We start from the raw sequence: 16415 nt of genomic DNA on the forward strand, positions 1-16415 counted from the left end.
CGCAGCATCATGGCCGCAGGGCGTCGCGCAAGCTCTGCGGCGGAGGCGGGGCCTCGCGCAGATCGAGCGACGACAGCAGATCGAGCAGGTGGCCCTTCATCATCTCCTCCGCCGTGGCGCCGTCGCCCCGTTCAAGGGCGGACAGCAGCGCCTCATGCGCATGAGTTTCGCACATTGCCTCGGGTCTGCGCCAGTAAAGAGCGATGACCAGAGAAGATCTTGCGATGAGCTGGGTGATGAATTCGGCGATGGTGGACTGGTCGGCAATGCGCGCGATCTCGATGTGGAACTCGCCGGAGAGTCGCAGCGCGGTGCCGTAGTCGCCGCGGTCGAGCGCCGCGTGCTCGGCCCTGTTGTGGGCGCGCAGCCGGGCGGCGCCCTCTGCTGTGATGCGTTCGGCGGCCGAGCGGGCCGTGCGCGGCTCGAGCAGGGCGCGGGCCTCGAAGACCTCGCGAGCCTCGCGGATCGACGGCTCTGCGACAAAGGCGCCGCGGTTGGGCTCGATCGTGACGAGTTGATCATGCGCCAGCATCTGGAGCGCCGAGCGCACGATGGTGCGCCCGACGCCGAAGATCTCACCGACCTCGTCCTCGTTCAGCTTGAGGCCCGGCGCCAGCCGGTGCTCGTGCACCGCCAAGGTCAGCGCATCGGCGACGGCCCGGGCCCTGGAACCCTTGGCGCGTTCTGCGGTTCTTCCGGGGTTTTCCGCTCCTGAACTCACGCGTGTCTCCTTTGTCTTCACTGTTCCCGAGAGACTCTGTGCGCACAAGTGGTGTGGGTATCGCACGGGATGATTCCAAAAATCGTGTACAATATGAAATCAAAAAGCGCACAGAGGTCATGAACATTGGTGAAAATTTAAGCGGACACCAGTTTCTGGCCTTCCCCATCTTCGCCCGCGCTTCGTTTTTCGCACGCCCCGGGGACAGGATCTGGAGGCAGCCGCTGCGGCGGAGCTGAGGCCGGAACAACGGGGGACACATGCGCCAAGGACTCGATCTCGAACTCGTCGGCCTGACCAAGCGCTACGGCGACACTGTCGCGGTGGACGCGATCAACCACCATTTCGGCTCGGGCGTCTATGCCTGCCTGCTCGGCCCATCAGGCTGCGGCAAGTCCTCGACTCTGCGGATGATCGCGGGGCACGAGACGGTGAGCGAGGGCTCGATCGTTCTGGGCGGGTCGGACATCTCCTACCTGCCGCCCGCGAAGCGCGGCACGGCGATGATGTTCCAGAGCTACGCGCTCTTTCCGCACCTGTCGGTGGCCGACAACGTCGCCTTCTCCCTGAAGATGAAGGGCGTCGACGCCGCCACCCGCCGCAACTCGGCGATGGAGATGCTCTCGCTCGTCGACATGACGCCCTATGCAGAGCGCCTGCCCTCGCAGCTCTCGGGCGGTCAGCAGCAGCGCGTGGCGCTGGCCCGAGCGCTGATCACCGAGCCACAGATCCTGTTGCTCGACGAGCCGCTCTCGGCGCTGGACCCGTTCCTGCGCATCCGCATGCGGTCCGAGCTGAAGCGCCTGCAGCGCGAGCTTGGCATCACCTTCGTGCATGTCACCCACGGCCAGGACGAGGCCCTGGCGCTGGCCGACGAGATCGTCGTGATGAACAACGCCGTGATCGAGCAGGCGGGCAGCGCGCGCGACGTGTTCAATGCGCCGAAGACAGAGTTCGTCGCCCGCTTCATGGGCGGGCACAACGTGCTGGCGCTGCCGCAGGGCCGTTTCGCCATCCGCAACGACCTGACGCGCATCGCCCCCGAGGCCGGCGCGCCGCTGGGCGGGCGGGTCACCTCGGTGGAGTTCCAGGGCGCGCATGTGGCGGTGACCGTCCTCGCCGCCGGCGATCAGGACGTCACGGCTTGGGTGCCGGAAGCGCAGTTCTTCTCCGATCCGAAATCCCCCGGCGACGGGGTTGGCCTCAGCTGGGACGACCGGGCGCTGCATCCGCTTTCGGCCTGACCGCGCCGCGCGCGGCCCTGCCCCTTCTTCTCTTTCCAAATACGCATTTCCGAAGACCGCAAACCAGAAAAACAACAGATAGGGAGACCACAATGACCAAACAGACCCTCAGCCGGCGGACGCTTCTGAAGGGCGCCGCCGCCGCAGGTGCGGCCAGCGCCTTCCCGGCGCCGATGATCTGGGCGCAGAACATCAAGGATGTCACTCTGCGCCAGTTCGGCACCGGCGTGTCGAACCTCAACGAGGTGGGCCAGAAGGTGAAAGAAGACCTTGGCTTTACGCTCGAGATGACCGCGCTGGATTCCGACGCCGTGACCCAGCGGGCCGCCACCCAGCCCGGCAGCTTCGACATCGCCGACATCGAGTACTGGATCTGCAAGAAGGTCTGGCCGACCGGCAACCTGCAAGCCATGGATGTCAGCAAGATCAAGAACTACGACAAGATCGTCGGTATCTTCAAGGACGGCAAGCTGACGCCCGAGTCGACCATCGCGCAGGGCACCGCGCCGCATACCGTGGGCTTTACCGACGGTCCCGACGGCACCACCTTCGCCTCGGAACAGACCAACTGGATGACCCTCATCCCGACGATCTACAACGCCGACACGCTGGGCATCCGCCCTGACCTCATCGGCCGCCCGATCGACACCTGGGCCGAGCTTCTGAACCCCGAGTTCAAGGGCAAGGCCTCGATCCTCGACATCAGCTCGATCGGCATCATGGACGCCGCCATGGTCTGCGAAGCGATGGGCGAGATCGCCTATGGCGACAAGGGCAACATGACCCGCGAAGAGATCGACAAGACCATGGCGATCTTCACCGAGGCTAAGAAGGCCGGCCAGTTCCGCGCCTTCTGGAAGACCTTCGACGAGAGCGTCAACCTGATGGCCTCGGGCGAGGTGGTGATCCAGTCGATGTGGTCGCCGGCGATCACGGCCGTCAAGTCGCGTGGCATCGACTGCGTCTACCAACCGCTGAAGGAGGGCTATCGCTCGTGGGGCGGCGGCATCGGCCTGTCGAAGAACCTCTCGGGGCTCGAGCTGGATGCGGCCTACGAGTACATCAACTGGTACCTCGACGGCTGGGTCGGCGGCTTCCTGATGCGCCAGGGCTATTACTCGGCGGTCCCGGAAACCTCGAAGGATTACATGACCGAGAACGAGTGGGGCTACTGGTTCGAGGGCAAGGAAGCCACCGACACCATCACCAACCCCTTCGGCGACGCCATGGCAAAGGCCGGCGAGGTGCGCGACGGCGGCTCCTTCGAGGAGCGCATGGGCTCCGTCGCCTGCTGGAACGCGGTCATGGACGAGAACCAGTACATGGTCCGCAAGTGGAACGAGTTCATCGCGGCCTGATCCCTCGGGTCTGACCGTCACACCTTGGTCCTGACCGAGACCGCCGCGCCCCGGATTTGCCCGGGGCGCGGCCCCTGATGCGGCGCTGCCGCAGGACACAACGACCGGAGGCCCCATGCGCGCTGGCGAAACGAACCGACACCTGACCGGCTGGTTGCTGGCCTCGCCGCTGACGCTGGTGCTGATCTTCTTTCTGGTGCTGCCGATCGCGATGATCGTCGTCGTCAGCTTCTGGCAGGCAACGGAATTCTCGATCATCCCGGCCTTCAGCTGGGAGAACTACGACTTCCTCTTCGGCTCGCCGGTGACCTACCGGGTGTTCGGAAACACCATCAAATATGCGCTGATCGTCTGGGTCTTCACGCTGGGGATCGGCTTCACGGTGGCCTACTTCCTTGCCTTCCACGTGCGCACTCAAACTTGGCAGATCGCGCTCTTCCTGCTCTGCACCATCCCGTTCTGGACCTCGAACATCATCCGGATGATCTCGTGGATCCCCTTTCTCGGGCGCAACGGGCTGGCCAACTCGGCGCTGATCTCGGCGGGCATCACCGACGAGCCGCTGGACTGGCTGCTCTACTCGGATTTCTCGGTGATCCTCGCCTTCGTGCATCTCTACACGCTGTTCATGGTGGTGCCGATCTTCAACACCATGATGCGCATCGACAAATCGCTGATCGAGGCGGCCTATGACGGCGGCGCCAGCGGGTTCCAGACGCTGACCAACGTGATCATCCCGCTGTGCAAGCCGGGCATCATGATCGGCACGATCTTCGTTGTCACATTGGTGATGGGCGACTTCGTTACGGTCCGATTCATGTCTGGCTCGCAATCGGCCAACGTCGGCCGGCTCATCCAGAACGACATCGCGCTGCTGCAGTACCCCTCGGCCTCGGCCACGGCGGTGGTGCTGCTGGTTACCGTGCTGATGGTCATCGGCATCCTTCTGCGCTTCGTCGACATCCGCAAGGAGCTCTGATCCATGGAAACCCGCCCCCGCTCCTTCTACGTGCTCGGCGCTTTTTTCGTGCTGTTCCTGCTGTTCCTCTACGGGCCGACCTTCACCATCGCGATCCTCAGCTTTCAGGGGCCACAGGGGGGCCTCACCTTCCCGATGCGCGGCGCGTCGCTGCACTGGTTCTTCGACCTCTTCCAGCAGCAGGCAGTGGGCGACATCTGGGGCAGCTTCCGCCGCAGCTTCGTGCTGGGGCTGATGGTCATGGTCACCACCGTCATCGTCTCGGTGATGGGCGGGCTGGCCTTCCGCAAGCGCTTCGCCGGCAACGTGGTGCTGTTCTACCTGGTGATCACCGCGCTGGTGATCCCCTCGATCCTGGTCTCGCTTGGGGTCGGGCTAATCTTCAGCCAGGCCGGTTTGCCGATCCACTGGGCCAGCTCCGGCTTCGGCTCGCAGCTGACATGGACGCTGCCCTTCGGCTTGCTGATCATGTTCGCGGTGTTCAACCGCTTCGACAAATCCTACGAGGAGGCGGCCCGCGATCAGGGTGCGAGCAACTGGCAGGCGTTGCGCCACGTGGTGCTGCCGATCATCGCGCCCTCGCTGATCGGCGTCGCGCTCTTCGGGTTCACGCTCAGCTACGACGAGTTCGCCCGCACCCTGCTGACCGCGGGCAGCTACAACACGCTGCCGCTCGAGATCTACGGCATGACCACCAATGTCACCACGCCGGTGATCTTTGCGCTCGGCACGCTGACCACGGCGTTTTCGCTGGTGATTATCGGGGTCTTCCTGCTCACCGTCTGGTCGATGAACAAGCGGCGGGCGAAGCAGGGGTCGGATGCCGGCAAGGGAATGGTCTGATGGCCTACCTCATCATCAACCCCAACAGCACCGCCGCGATGACCGAGGCCATGCTGGAGGTCGCCCGCGCCTCGGTGCCGGGGCTGACCCTCGAGGGCTGGACGAATGCTGACGGCCCGCCCGCCATCCAGGGTCACGCCGACGGGCTGAAGGCTGCGCCGCCGCTGCTGGGGCTGATCGACAAGGCCAATGCCGAGGGCTTCGAGGGCATCATCATCGCCTGTTTCGACGACACCGCGCTGGCCGAGGCGCAGGCCCGCTCGAAGGTGCCGGTGATCGGCATCGGGCAGGCGGCCTATCACGCCGCCGCCCTGCGCGGCTGGAGCTTCTCGGTGGTGACCACGCTGGCGGTATCGGTGCCCATCCTCGAGGAGAACATCATCCGCTACGGCTTCGAGGACCTGCTGGGCAAGGTGCGGGCCTCCGACGTGCCGGTGCTGGCCCTCGAGGAGGATCCCGAGGCGGCGACCGAGGCGGTGGCCGCCGAGACCGCCCGTGCCATGGCCGGCGACGCTGTGGATTGCGTGATCCTCGGCTGCGCCGGGATGGCGAAGCTGACGGCGCACCTGCGGGCGCGGTTCGACAAGCCGGTGATCGACGGCGTGGAAAGCGCGGCGCGGCTGATCTCGGTGCTCTGATCCGCCGAGCTATCGTCAAGAGGATGGCTCAGGCAAGCGCCTTGCCTGTCGCTCCCTCGCACACCCCGGCTTTCGCCATCTTCGGCCAGCTCGCGAGGATCGCCGCACAGCCCGTCACCCCGTGCTGGACGAGCAGCGCCGGAAGGTCCACGAGCCGCCCGGTGATGATCCGCTCGCCCGGCTTCGAGACCTCGACCGCGATGGTCAGCGGCGCATCCTCGGGCATCCCCGTCTCCAGCAGCGACCGGGTGATCCGCTCGGCCTGGCTCACCGCCATGTAAAGCGCCAGCGCGACGCCGGGCCGGGCGTGGCGGGCGCAGTCGGGCAGGGGATCGCCTGCGCGGGCGTGGCCAGTGGCCAGCACCAGCGCATCGGTCTCGCCGCGCGTCGTCAGCGGGATGCCGGCGCGGGCAGCGGCGGCCATGGCAGCGGTCACCCCGGGGACGATCTCGGTCTCGATGCCGTGCATCCGCGCGGCCTCGAGTTCCTCGGCGGCGCGTCCGAAGATGCCGGGATCGCCGGACTTGAGACGCACGACATTGCGCCCCCGCAGGGCGGCGGCAACGATGACGGCGTTGATCTGCTCCTGCGGCCAGGCGTGGGCGCCGACCTCCTTGCCGACGAAGACCAGCTCGGCGCGCGGCCCGGCCAGCGCCAGCACATCGGGATCGACGAGCCGGTCATAGAAGATCACATCGGCTGCCTGCAGACGCGCCACCGCCCGCAGGGTCAGCAGATCAGCCGCGCCCGGCCCGGCTCCGACGAGGGCGATGGTTCCTTTGGCCGGCATCTCGTCGGGGGCTGCGATGGGAAAGCTGGGAAGAACGCTCATCTTGGGTTCCTCATTCTGCCGCTTCGGGGGTCGGGGTCTTGGCGCGGGACAGCAGGGCCGCGAGCTCGGGACGGCAGGAGCCGCAGTTGCTTCCCGCCTGCAGCGCCGCGCCGATGGCGTCGACACTCATCAGCCCCTGCGTCTCGATGCCGTCCAGGATGGTGTTCACCCCGACGTTGAAGCAGGCGCAGACCACCGGGCCAGGATCGGGCTGGTCGGCGGGCGCGCGGCCGGTGAGCACATGCGGCGCTTCTTCACCGGGCAGCGTGGCGACATGGCTGCGCATCACCCCCACCGGCTCGGGAGAGACGAAGAGCGCGGCGCGTAGTCGGCCCTCGGCGTGAAAGGCGATGCGGACAGACCCGCGGCGCGGATCGGTGATCGCCTGCATCTCGGCGCGCGGCAGGTCGAAGAGGCGGCGCGCCTCGACCTCCCAGTCTTCGGGGGACTCGCTCCCGGCCATCTCGAGCCGCCAGCCGCTCTCGGTTCGGGCGACCGCCCAATAGTCGCTTTCGGGCGCCATCTCGGTGCAGGAAACGGCAAAGCCGTACCACTTGGCCGCGAAGGGCGCGAGCGCGACCACCGCGCCCTTGCTCTCGGGCTGGCCGGAGATCGGGTCGGTGATGGGGGGCACGAGCGCGTCGATGCGGGCGGCGGGCGCTGTCTCGCCGGTCCAGTGTATGGGGGCAAAGACCTCGCCGCGTTGCACCTTGTCGGTGATGAGGGCCCGCAGGAGGGCCGTTCCGTGAGTGGAGGTGACCCGCACGAGGCTGGCGGGCGCGATCGCCAGCGCCGCCGCGTCCTCGGGATGGATCTCGACGAAGGGCTCAGCGAGATGCGCCGACAGCCGCGGCGAGCGCGCCGTGCGGGTCATCGTGTGCCATTGGTCGCGGATACGCCCGGTGTTGAAGCGGAAGGGGAAGCGCCTTGCGGTCTTCTGGGCGAAGTCCTTCCACTTCACCGGCACCATGCGCGCCCTGCCGCTTTCGGTGTAGAAGGCGCCGTCGCCGAAGAACCGCCCGCCCTTGCGCGCCCCGGCAAGGGGCCAGCGGAAGGGCGCAAGTGCAGCATATTCGCCATCGGTGAGACCCGCGTGGCCGGAGATGTCGAAATCCTTGCCGAAGCCGCCCGCGATGCCCGAAAGCGCGGCGTATTCGCGGAAGATCTCGGCGGGGGAGGCGTAGTCGAAAGCCGACGGCCAGCCCATGCGCCTTCCCACTTCCGAGAGCATTTCCCAGTCGGGCCTCGCCGCGCCGGGTGCGGGCAGGGCGGCGCGCTGGCGCGAGATGGTGCGGTCGGAATTGGTGACGGTGCCCTCCTTTTCTCCCCAGGCGGTGGCGGGCAGCAGCACATGCGCCAGCCGGGCGGTGTCGGTGGCGGCGGTGATGTCGCTGACCACCACGAAGGGGCAGTCCTTGATCGCGTCACGCACCCGGTCGGCATCGGGCATGGTGACGGCGGGGTTGGTGTGGATCACCCAGAGCGCCTTGATCCGGCCCTCGCCCACGGCCTGGAAAAGGTCCACCGCCTTCAGCCCGGGCGAGTCGGGGATGGTGGGCGCGGACCAGAATTCGCGCACGGCGGAGCGGTGGGAAACATTCTCGATATCGAGATGGCAGGCCAGCATGTTCGCCAGCCCGCCGACCTCGCGCCCGCCCATGGCGTTGGGCTGGCCGGTCACCGAGAGCGGCCCCATGCCCGGCTTGCCGATGCGCCCGGTGGCAAGGTGGCAGTTGAGGATCGCGTTGACCTTGTCGGTGCCCGAGGAGGATTGGTTCACGCCCTGGCTGAAGACGGTGACGACTTTCTTGGTGCGCACGAAGAGATCGTAGAACCGCTGCAGCGTGGCGGTGTCGAGCCCGGTGCGGGCAGGATCATCGTCCGAGGCCGATCCCAACGCGGCTTCGAAACCCTCGACATGGGTGATGAAATCTGCGTCCACCGCGCCCTGCGCGGCGATCTCGGTCAGCAGTCCGTTGAACAGCGCCACATCCGTTCCGGCCTTCAGTGGCAGGTGCAGGTCGGCGGCGTCGCAGGTGGCGGTGCGGCGCGGATCGACCACGACGACCTTCATGCCCGGGCGCGCCTTCTTCGCAGCGACGACGCGCTGGAACAGCACCGGGTGGCACCACGCAAGGTTGCTGCCCACCAGCACCACCAGATCGGCCTCTTCGAGATCCTCGTAGGTGCCGGGCACGGTGTCGGTGCCGAAGGCGCGCTTGTGGCCCGCCACGGTCGCGGCCATGCAGAGCCGCGAGTTAGTATCGATGTTGGCGGAGCCGATGAAGCCCTTCATCAGCTTGTTGGCGACGTAGTAATCCTCGGTCAGCATCTGGCCGGAGACGTAGAAGGCGACGCTGTCCGGCCCGTGCTCGGCGATGGTCTCGCGGAAGCGCAGGGCGACGAGGTCGAGCGCGGTGTCCCACTCGCTGTCGAGCCCGTTGACCCGCGGCTTCAGCAACCGGCCCTCGAGCCCCACCGTCTCTCCCAATTGCGAGCCCTTGGAGCAGAGGCGCCCCTTGTTGGCCGGGTGCGCGGGGTCGCCGCGCACATCGAGCCCGCCCGCCCCGTCGGGGCGCAGCAGCACGCCGCAGCCGACGCCGCAATAGGCGCAGGTCGAGCGGATTTCAGGCAGGCCCGAGCCGTCCATCACGCGGCGCTCCGCTTTCCGACGGCATGGCAGTCGAGCAGGATACGCTCCCCCTCGAGCCGCACCGGGTAGGTGGCGATGCGACCCTCGTCGGCGCCCTGCGCCTCACCGGTGTGGAGGTCGAACACCCAGTTGTGCAGCGGGCAGGTAACCTTCTGGCCATGCACGATGCCCTCCGAGAGCGGCCCCGCCTTGTGCGGGCAGGTGTTGGAGGCGGCGAAAACCTCCGCCTCGTCGGTGCGGAAGATCGCCACGCAGCCCACGGGGGTCTTTACCAGCCGCGCCCCGCGCAGGGGGATGTCGTCGATATGTCCGATGTCGATCCAGCTCATTCCGCAGCCTCCAGCGTGAGATCGGCGAGCGGGTGGAAGCGGCGTGCCACCTCCGGCTTGGCCCGCTCGGCCCAGGGGTCCTTTTGGTAGACGGATTGGGAGATGTCGAAACGCTCGACCAGCGCCTGCCGCTCGGCGGCATCGGCGAGGGTTTCCTTCACCCAGTCGAGCCCCACCTTGGCCACCCATTTGTAGGGCCGGTCGAGATACTTGGCGTGCTCGCGGTAGAGCTGGATGAAGGCGACGGTCCACTCCATCGCCTCTTCCTCGGTGCGCACGTCCACCAGACGCTCGGTCTCTTTCACGTCCATGCCCGCGGCCCCGGCGACGCCGATCTGGAAGCCAGAGTCGACGCAGACGATGCCCACGTCCTTGCAGGTGGCCTCGGCGCAGTTGCGCGGGCAGCCCGAGACGCCGAGCTTGACCTTATGCGGCGTCCACGAGCCCCAGAGCCGCCGCTCGAGCGCGATGCCGAGTCCGGTGCTGTCCTGCGTGCCGAAGCGGCACCAGTCGCTGCCCACGCAAGTCTTCACCGTGCGCAGACCCTTGGTGTAGGCGTGGCCCGAGACCATGCCGGCCTGATTGAGGTCATGCCAGATGGCGGGCAGATCTTCCTTTTTCACCCCCAGAAGGTCGATGCGCTGGCCGCCGGTGACCTTGACCGTGGCGCCGTATTTCTCGGCCGCTTGCGCGATGGCCATCAATTCCTGCGGGGTGGTCATGCCGCCCCACATGCGGGGCATCACCGAATAGGTGCCGTCCTTCTGGATGTTGGCGTGGTTGCGCTCGTTGACGAAGCGGCTCTGCGGGTCGTCCACGTAGTCGAGCGGCCAGTCGGCGAGCAGGTAGAAGTTCACCGCCGGGCGGCAGACATGGCAGCCGTTGCGCGTGGTCCAGCCGAGTTCCTGCCAAACAGCGTCCTGCGATTTCAGCTCCTGCGACTTGATCAGGCGGCGCACGTCCTCATGGCTGAGATTGGTGCAGCCGCAGACCGATCGCGCGGCGGGGATGACGAAGTCATCGCCCAGCGTTGCGCCGAGCAGTTGCTCGACCAGCCGGGTGCAGGTGCCGCAGGACGCGCTGGCCTTGGTGGTGGCGCGCACCGCGCCGAGGTCCCCGGCGCCGGCGTGGATGGCATCTTCGATCTGTCCCTTGCAGACGCCGTTGCAGCCGCAGATCTCCGCGTCACGCGGTAAGGCTGCAACGGCCGCCATAGGGTCCGCAGCGGCCAACCCCTGGTAGGCCGGTCCGAAGATCAGCGTCTCGCGCATCTGCTCGACATCGGTGGCGTCCTTGATGAGGCCGTGGAACCACGCGCCGTCGGCGGTGTCGCCATACATGACCGCGCCGATCAGGCGATTGCCCTCGAGGATCAGCCGCTTGTAGACGCCGCGGGCCGGGTCGCGGAAAACAATGTCCTCGCGACCGTCACCTTCGGCGAAATCGCCGGCCGAGAAGAGATCGCAGCCGGTGACCTTGAGCTTGGTGGCGACCTCCTTCTGAACGAAGCTCGCCTCCTGCCCGAGCAGGGTCTTGGCCAGAACCTTGGCCTGATCGTAAAGCGGCGCGACAAGGCCGAAGACCGCCCCGGCGTGCTCGACGCATTCGCCAAGCGCCAGAACGTCGGGGTCCGAGGTGACCATCTGGTCGTTCACCACGATGCCGCGGTTCACCTCGAGCCCCGCCGCCTTGCCGAGCGCGGTGCTCGGGCGGATGCCGACGGCCATGACCAGCAGGTCGCAGGGCAGCTCGGTGCCGTCATCCAGTTGCAGCGCGCGGACATGGCCGAGGTCGTCCGCGAGGATCTGCTTGGAGTTGGCCTTGCAGTGGATGCGGATGCCCTTCTCGCCCAGCGACTTGCGCAATAGGTAGCCCGCCGCCTCGTCGAGCTGGCGCTCCATCAGGTGGCCCATGATGTGCACCACGTCGACCTCGGTGCCGCGCGCGGCCATGCCGGCGGCGGCTTCCAGCCCCAGAAGGCCGCCGCCGATGACCACCGCCCGCTTGCCCGCGCCAAGCGCCATCATCGCCTCGGTGTCCTCGAGATCGCGGTAAGGGATGACGCCCTCCAGATCATGTCCCGGAAGCGGGATGATGAAGGGGTTCGACCCGGTGGCGATGACCAGCTTGTCGTAGGGCAGTGTGCCGTTCTCGCCGGTAACCACCTTTGCAGCGGTGTCGATCGCCACGACCTTCTCGCCGAAGCGGCAGGTCACGCCCCGCTCTTCGTACCAAGCGGCGTCATGGGTGACGATGTCCTCGTAGGTCTTCTCGCCAGACAGCACCGGCGAGAGCATCAGCCGGTTGTAGTTGCCGCGCGGCTCGGCGTTGAAGAGCGTGATGTCATAGGCGCCGGGCGCCTCGTCGATCAGATGTTCCAGCATTCGGCCAGAGGCCATGCCGGCGCCGATCACGATGAGTTTTTTCGCCATCTTTGTCACTCCGCTGCGATGGCCTTGGCGGCCGGTTGGGGTTTGGGCTTGGCGCCGTGTTCATATTCTTCGAGGAAATCGAGCACTTCCTGGCGGTAGGCGTAGTAGTCGGGGTGCTCGAGCAGCGCCTTGCGGGTGCGCGGGCGGGGCAGGTTCACATCGGTGATCTTGCCGATGGTGGCCTGCGGGCCGTTGGTCATCATCACCACGCGGTCAGCCAGCAGGATCGCCTCGTCGACGTCATGGGTCACGCAGATCGCGGTGACCTTGGTGCGGCTCCAGACCTCCATCAGAACCTCCTGCAGCTCCCAGCGGGTGAGGCTGTCGAGCATGCCGAAGGGCTCGTCGAGCAGCAGCAGCTTGGGCGAGAGCGCGAAGGCGCGGGCGATGCCGACGCGTTGCTTCATGCCGTTCGACATATCGGCGGCACCGCGGTCCATGGCATCGGCCAGCCCGACCCGCTCGAGGTAGTATTCCACAACGTCCTGACGCTCGGCTTGGCTGGCCTTGGGATAGACCTTGTCGACGCCGATGGCGCAGTTCTCGCGGGCGGTGAGCCAGGGGAAGAGGTTCGGTGACTGGAACACCACGGCGCGTTCGGGATCGGCGCCTTCGACGTGGCGGCCATCGAGCTTGATGGCGCCCTTCGAGATGTCGTTGAGACCCGCCGCCATGGTCAGCACGGTGGACTTGCCGCAGCCCGAATGGCCGATCAGCGAGATGAACTCGCCGCGGTTGATCTTGAGGTTGAAGTCCTCAACCACCGTCAGCGGGCCCTTGGGGGTGGGGTAGATTTTGTGCAGCTGGCTGAAGTCGAGGAAACGCTCGTCGATCATTCCTTCCTGCGCCTTCTGCACCGCAGCGGGCACGGCGTGGATCGGGGTGACGTTTGGCAGGATGCGCGAGCCCTCGACCTTTGCCTTAATGCCGACGTCCATCAGGTAGCCGGTGACCTCGGCGCGCAGCTTCTTGAACCCCTCGTGGTGGTTCATCTCGCTCCGCTCGCGCGGGCGGGGAATGTCGACGCGGAATTCGGCTCCGAGCGTGCCATCGGGGTTCAGCGCGATGATCCGGTCGGCGAGGGTGATCGCCTCGTCGACGTCGTTGGTAATCAGCACGCAGGTCTTCTTGTCCTGCTCCCAGATCGCCTCGATCTCGTCGGCGAGGTTGGCGCGGGTCAGCGCGTCCAGCGCCGACAGAGGTTCATCAAGCAGCAGCATCTCGGGCGACATGGCCAGTGCTCGGGCGACGTTGACCCGCTGGCGCATCCCGCCCGAGAGTTCGGCGGGGCGGCGGTGCGTGGCGTGGCTGAGGCCGACCATCTTGATGTAATGGGCGGTCTTCTTGGACTTCTCGGTCTTGCTCATCTCGGGGAAGACCGCGTCGAGCGCGAGGCGCACGTTGCCCTCCACCGTGAGCCAGGGCATCAGCGAGTAGTTCTGGAAGACCACGCCGCGCTCGGGGCCGGGGCCCTCGATGTCGTAGCCCTTGAAGGTGACGCGGCCTTTGCTCGGCGCCTCGAGCCCGGCCATCAGATTGATCAGCGTGGTCTTGCCGGTGCCGGAGAAGCCGAGGATGACGAGGAACTCGCCGTCCTCGACGGTCAGGTTGATGTCCTTCAGCACGTGGGTCGCCTGGGTGCCCTCGCCGAAGCTTTTCGAGACGTTCTGGAACTCAAGGATGGCCATTGCGCTCACCGGTTGTTCGAGAAGGTGAAGAGGGACTGCAGGGCATACATCACGCGGTCCAGCAGGAAGCCGATGATGCCGATGGTGAAGACCGCGACCATGATCTTGGCCAGCGACGATGACGAGCCGTTCTGGAACTCGTCCCAGACGAACTTGCCGAGGCCGGGGTTCTGGGCGAGCATCTCGGCGGCAATCAGCACCATCCAGCCCACGCCGAGCGACAGGCGCAGGCCGGTGAAGATCAGCGGCAGGGCCGAGGGCAGCACCAGCTTGGTGATCTTGGTGTAGGTGTTCATCTTGAGCACCTTCGAGACGTTCACCAGATCCTTGTCGATCGAGGCCACGCCAAGTGCGGTGTTGATCAGCGTCGGCCAGAGCGAGCAGAGCGTCACAGTGATCGCCGAGATCAGGAAGGATTTGGAGAACATGCCGTCGTTGGTGGCATAGGCAGCCGAGACCACCATGGTCACGATCGGCAGCCATGCCAGCGGCGAGACCGGCTTGAAGATCTGCACCAGAGGGTTGATCGCGGCACTGGCGGTGGGCGAAAGCCCCGCGCAGATGCCCAGCGGAATGGCGACGGCGCTGGCGATCAGGAAGCCGAAGAAGACGGTTTTGATCGAGGTCCAGATCTGCTGGTAGTAGCTCGGCGCGCCGGTATAGGCGACGGCCTTGACCTGATCGGGCTTGCCCGCGGCGATCAGCTTTTCGTTGCGCTGCGCCACCATGGTTTCGAACTTGGCCTGCTTGGCGGCCTTGGCCTGCGCATCATGGTGCAGGTTCACCGCCTCGGACCAGACCTGCGCCGGGCCGGGCACCGCGCCGAGCGAGGTCTGCACCTGCGGCGCTAGCGTGCCCCAGAGCAGGAGGAAGGCGGCGATGGCGACAAGCGGCACGCCCAGCAGGCGCCAGACATCCTTCATCTGGGCGCGGGGCTGGTCTCCGGCGGCGGCCTTGAGCAGCGGGGTGATCCAAGCAAGGCCGAGCACCTTGAACCAGGCATCCGCCTTGTTGATGCGGGTGAAGAGACGCGCCCGGCGAGCCTCGCGCTCGGCGTCTCGGGCGAAATCGGGGTCGACGGTGGTCATATGTCCGGTCCTTGGTCTGGATGGCGCGGGAGGGAGCGGCGCGCATCGGGATGAGGAAGAAGGGAGGGGGGGGCGGACGCCCGGCGCCCGGCCCCGAGGGGGTCAGGCGGGGTCAGCCCTGGACTTCGTTGCCGATGACCTTCTGGTCGCCCTTCAGGCCGATCGGCAGGCTGTCGAGGTAGGCATTGGGCGCCTTGCCGTCGTAGGCGATGCCGTCGATGATGTCCTCGGACGGGGTCGGCGCCTTGTAGCCGTCGCTGGTCCAGTCGAAGTCGGCCTCTTTGGCCAGCCCCTCGTCGACCAGCGCGCGGGCGGCCGCGAGGTAGATTTCCGGCTTGTAGACCGACTTCGCCACCTCGTCGTACCAGCTATCGGGCTTGGCTTCGGCGATCTGGCCCCACCGGCGCATCTGCGTGAGGTACCAGACGGCATCCGAGTAGTAGGGGTAGGTGGCGTTGTGCCGGAAGAAGACGTTGAAGTCCGGCACCTCGCGCACGTCGCCCTTTTCATACTCGAAGGTGCCGGTCATCGAATTGGCGATCACCTCGGCGTCGGCGCCCACGTATTCCGGCTTCGACAGCATCTCGACCGCTTCCATGCGGTTGGCATTGTCATTCTCGTCGAGCCACATGGCAGCACGGATCAGCGCCTTGACCACGGCCTTGGTGGTGTTGGGGTTTTCCTCGGCGAATTCGGCGGTGATGCCGAAGACCTTCTCTGGGTTGTTCTTCCACAGCTCGTAGTCGGTGATCACCGGCACGCCGATGCCCTTGAACACCGCCTGCTGGTTCCAAGGCTCACCCACGCAGTAGCCCGAGATGGTGCCCGCCTCGAGCGTGGCGGGCATCTGCGGCGGCGGGGTGACCGAGAGCATCACGTCGGCGCCGATCTGGCCCGAGATGTTTTCCGGCGAGTAGAAGCCCGGGTTCAGCCCGCCGGCGGCGAGCCAGTAGCGCAGCTCGTAATTGTGGGTCGAGACGGGGAACACCATGCCCATATTGAAGGGCTTGCCCTCGGAGTTGAACTTCTCGACCACCGGCACCAGCGCCTCGGCGCTGATCGGGTGCTGCGGCAGACCGGCGTCGGTTTCCGGGATGTTCGGCTTCATCATCTCCCAGACCTCGTTCGACACGGTGATGCCGTTGCCGTTCAGGTCCATCGAGAAGGGCGTGATGATATGCGCCTCGGTTCCATAGCCGATAGTGGCGGCGAGCGGCTGGCCAGCCAGCATGTGGGCGCCGTCGAGGGTGCCGCCGATCACGCCGTCGAGAAGCACCTTCCAGTTGGCCTGCGCCTCAAGCGTGACAAAGAGCCCTTCGTCGAGGAAGTAACCCTGCTCGTAGGCGACCGCGAGCGGCGCCATGTCGGTCAGCTTGATGAATCCGAAGGTCAGCTCGTCCTTTTCCAGCACCTGGGCCATGGCCGGGGAGATCAGCGCGGTGGAGGTGGCGAGAGCGATGAGAAGTTTCTTCATGTTCGTTCCGTCCCTTGTTGGAAGGTCCGGAATGGGATGCGCCCGGACCAAGACAAAAAGCCGCTGACTCACCGTGACGGATGTCACGGGGTCGAGCGGCTTTGCTCATGGATCCCAGGCATTGGGACAAATCTTC

The 16415-nt window shown here is 66.3% G+C and carries 13 protein-coding genes; 5 read left to right on the top strand and 8 right to left on the bottom strand.

What is annotated here, in order from left to right; all coding sequences use genetic code 11:
* Positions 1–7 precede the first annotated feature (7 nt).
* Complete coding sequence (locus tag CEW88_RS01300; RefSeq protein ID WP_254694457.1) at positions 8–643, bottom strand: GntR family transcriptional regulator; 636 nt, start codon at positions 641–643, stop codon at positions 8–10.
* 338 nt (positions 644–981) lie between these two features.
* Here CEW88_RS01300 and CEW88_RS01305 point away from each other — a divergent pair, with 338 nt between their 5' ends.
* The 5 genes from CEW88_RS01305 to CEW88_RS01325 all read left to right on the top strand — a co-directional run bounded on the left by CEW88_RS01305 (position 982) and on the right by CEW88_RS01325 (position 5783).
* Positions 982–1965, top strand: a complete 984-nt coding sequence (locus tag CEW88_RS01305) for an ABC transporter ATP-binding protein (RefSeq protein WP_108964339.1) — start codon at positions 982–984, stop codon at positions 1963–1965.
* Between the two features lie 92 nt (positions 1966–2057).
* Complete coding sequence (locus CEW88_RS01310; RefSeq protein ID WP_108964340.1) at positions 2058–3323, top strand: ABC transporter substrate-binding protein; 1266 nt, start codon at positions 2058–2060, stop codon at positions 3321–3323.
* Between the two features lie 115 nt (positions 3324–3438).
* A complete protein-coding gene (locus CEW88_RS01315; protein WP_108964341.1) occupies positions 3439–4302 on the top strand; it encodes an ABC transporter permease in 864 nt (287 codons plus the stop codon).
* Positions 4303–4305: 3 nt separating this feature from the next.
* Entirely contained in the window at positions 4306–5145 is an 840-nt protein-coding gene (locus CEW88_RS01320) for an ABC transporter permease (protein ID WP_108964342.1), read from the top strand.
* The gene (locus CEW88_RS01325; protein ID WP_108964343.1) at positions 5145–5783 is read left to right on the top strand and encodes an aspartate/glutamate racemase family protein; all 639 of its coding nucleotides are present in this window, start codon (positions 5145–5147) and stop codon (positions 5781–5783) included. Before CEW88_RS01320 ends, CEW88_RS01325 begins: the two co-directional genes overlap by 1 nt.
* 28 nt (positions 5784–5811) lie before the next feature.
* Here the strand turns inward: CEW88_RS01325 and cobA are convergent, their stop codons facing one another.
* The 7 genes from cobA to CEW88_RS01360 all read right to left on the bottom strand — a co-directional run bounded on the left by cobA (position 5812) and on the right by CEW88_RS01360 (position 16279).
* Positions 5812–6615 (bottom strand): uroporphyrinogen-III C-methyltransferase, encoded by an 804-nt coding sequence (gene cobA / locus CEW88_RS01330; protein WP_108964344.1) that lies wholly within the window; start codon positions 6613–6615, stop codon positions 5812–5814.
* 10 nt (positions 6616–6625) lie between these two features.
* Positions 6626–9265, bottom strand: coding sequence for a nitrate reductase (locus CEW88_RS01335; protein ID WP_108964345.1), 2640 nt, complete (start codon positions 9263–9265; stop codon positions 6626–6628).
* Complete coding sequence (gene nirD, locus CEW88_RS01340) at positions 9265–9597, bottom strand: nitrite reductase small subunit NirD (protein ID WP_108964346.1); 333 nt, start codon at positions 9595–9597, stop codon at positions 9265–9267. Before nirD ends, CEW88_RS01335 begins: the two co-directional genes overlap by 1 nt.
* Positions 9594–12029, bottom strand: coding sequence for a nitrite reductase large subunit NirB (gene nirB / locus CEW88_RS01345; protein ID WP_108964347.1), 2436 nt, complete (start codon positions 12027–12029; stop codon positions 9594–9596). Before nirB ends, nirD begins: the two co-directional genes overlap by 4 nt.
* Before the next feature lie 5 nt (positions 12030–12034).
* Positions 12035–13717, bottom strand: a complete 1683-nt coding sequence (locus CEW88_RS01350; RefSeq protein ID WP_108964348.1) for an ABC transporter ATP-binding protein — start codon at positions 13715–13717, stop codon at positions 12035–12037.
* Between the two features lie 5 nt (positions 13718–13722).
* Positions 13723–14805, bottom strand: coding sequence for an ABC transporter permease (locus CEW88_RS01355; protein WP_108964349.1), 1083 nt, complete (start codon positions 14803–14805; stop codon positions 13723–13725).
* Positions 14806–14917: 112 nt separating this feature from the next.
* Positions 14918–16279, bottom strand: coding sequence for a CmpA/NrtA family ABC transporter substrate-binding protein (locus tag CEW88_RS01360; RefSeq protein ID WP_108964350.1), 1362 nt, complete (start codon positions 16277–16279; stop codon positions 14918–14920).
* Positions 16280–16415 lie beyond the last annotated feature (136 nt).

Source organism: Alloyangia pacifica (assembly GCF_003111685.1).
In the GTDB taxonomy this organism is placed as follows: domain Bacteria; phylum Pseudomonadota; class Alphaproteobacteria; order Rhodobacterales; family Rhodobacteraceae; genus Salipiger; species Salipiger pacificus_A.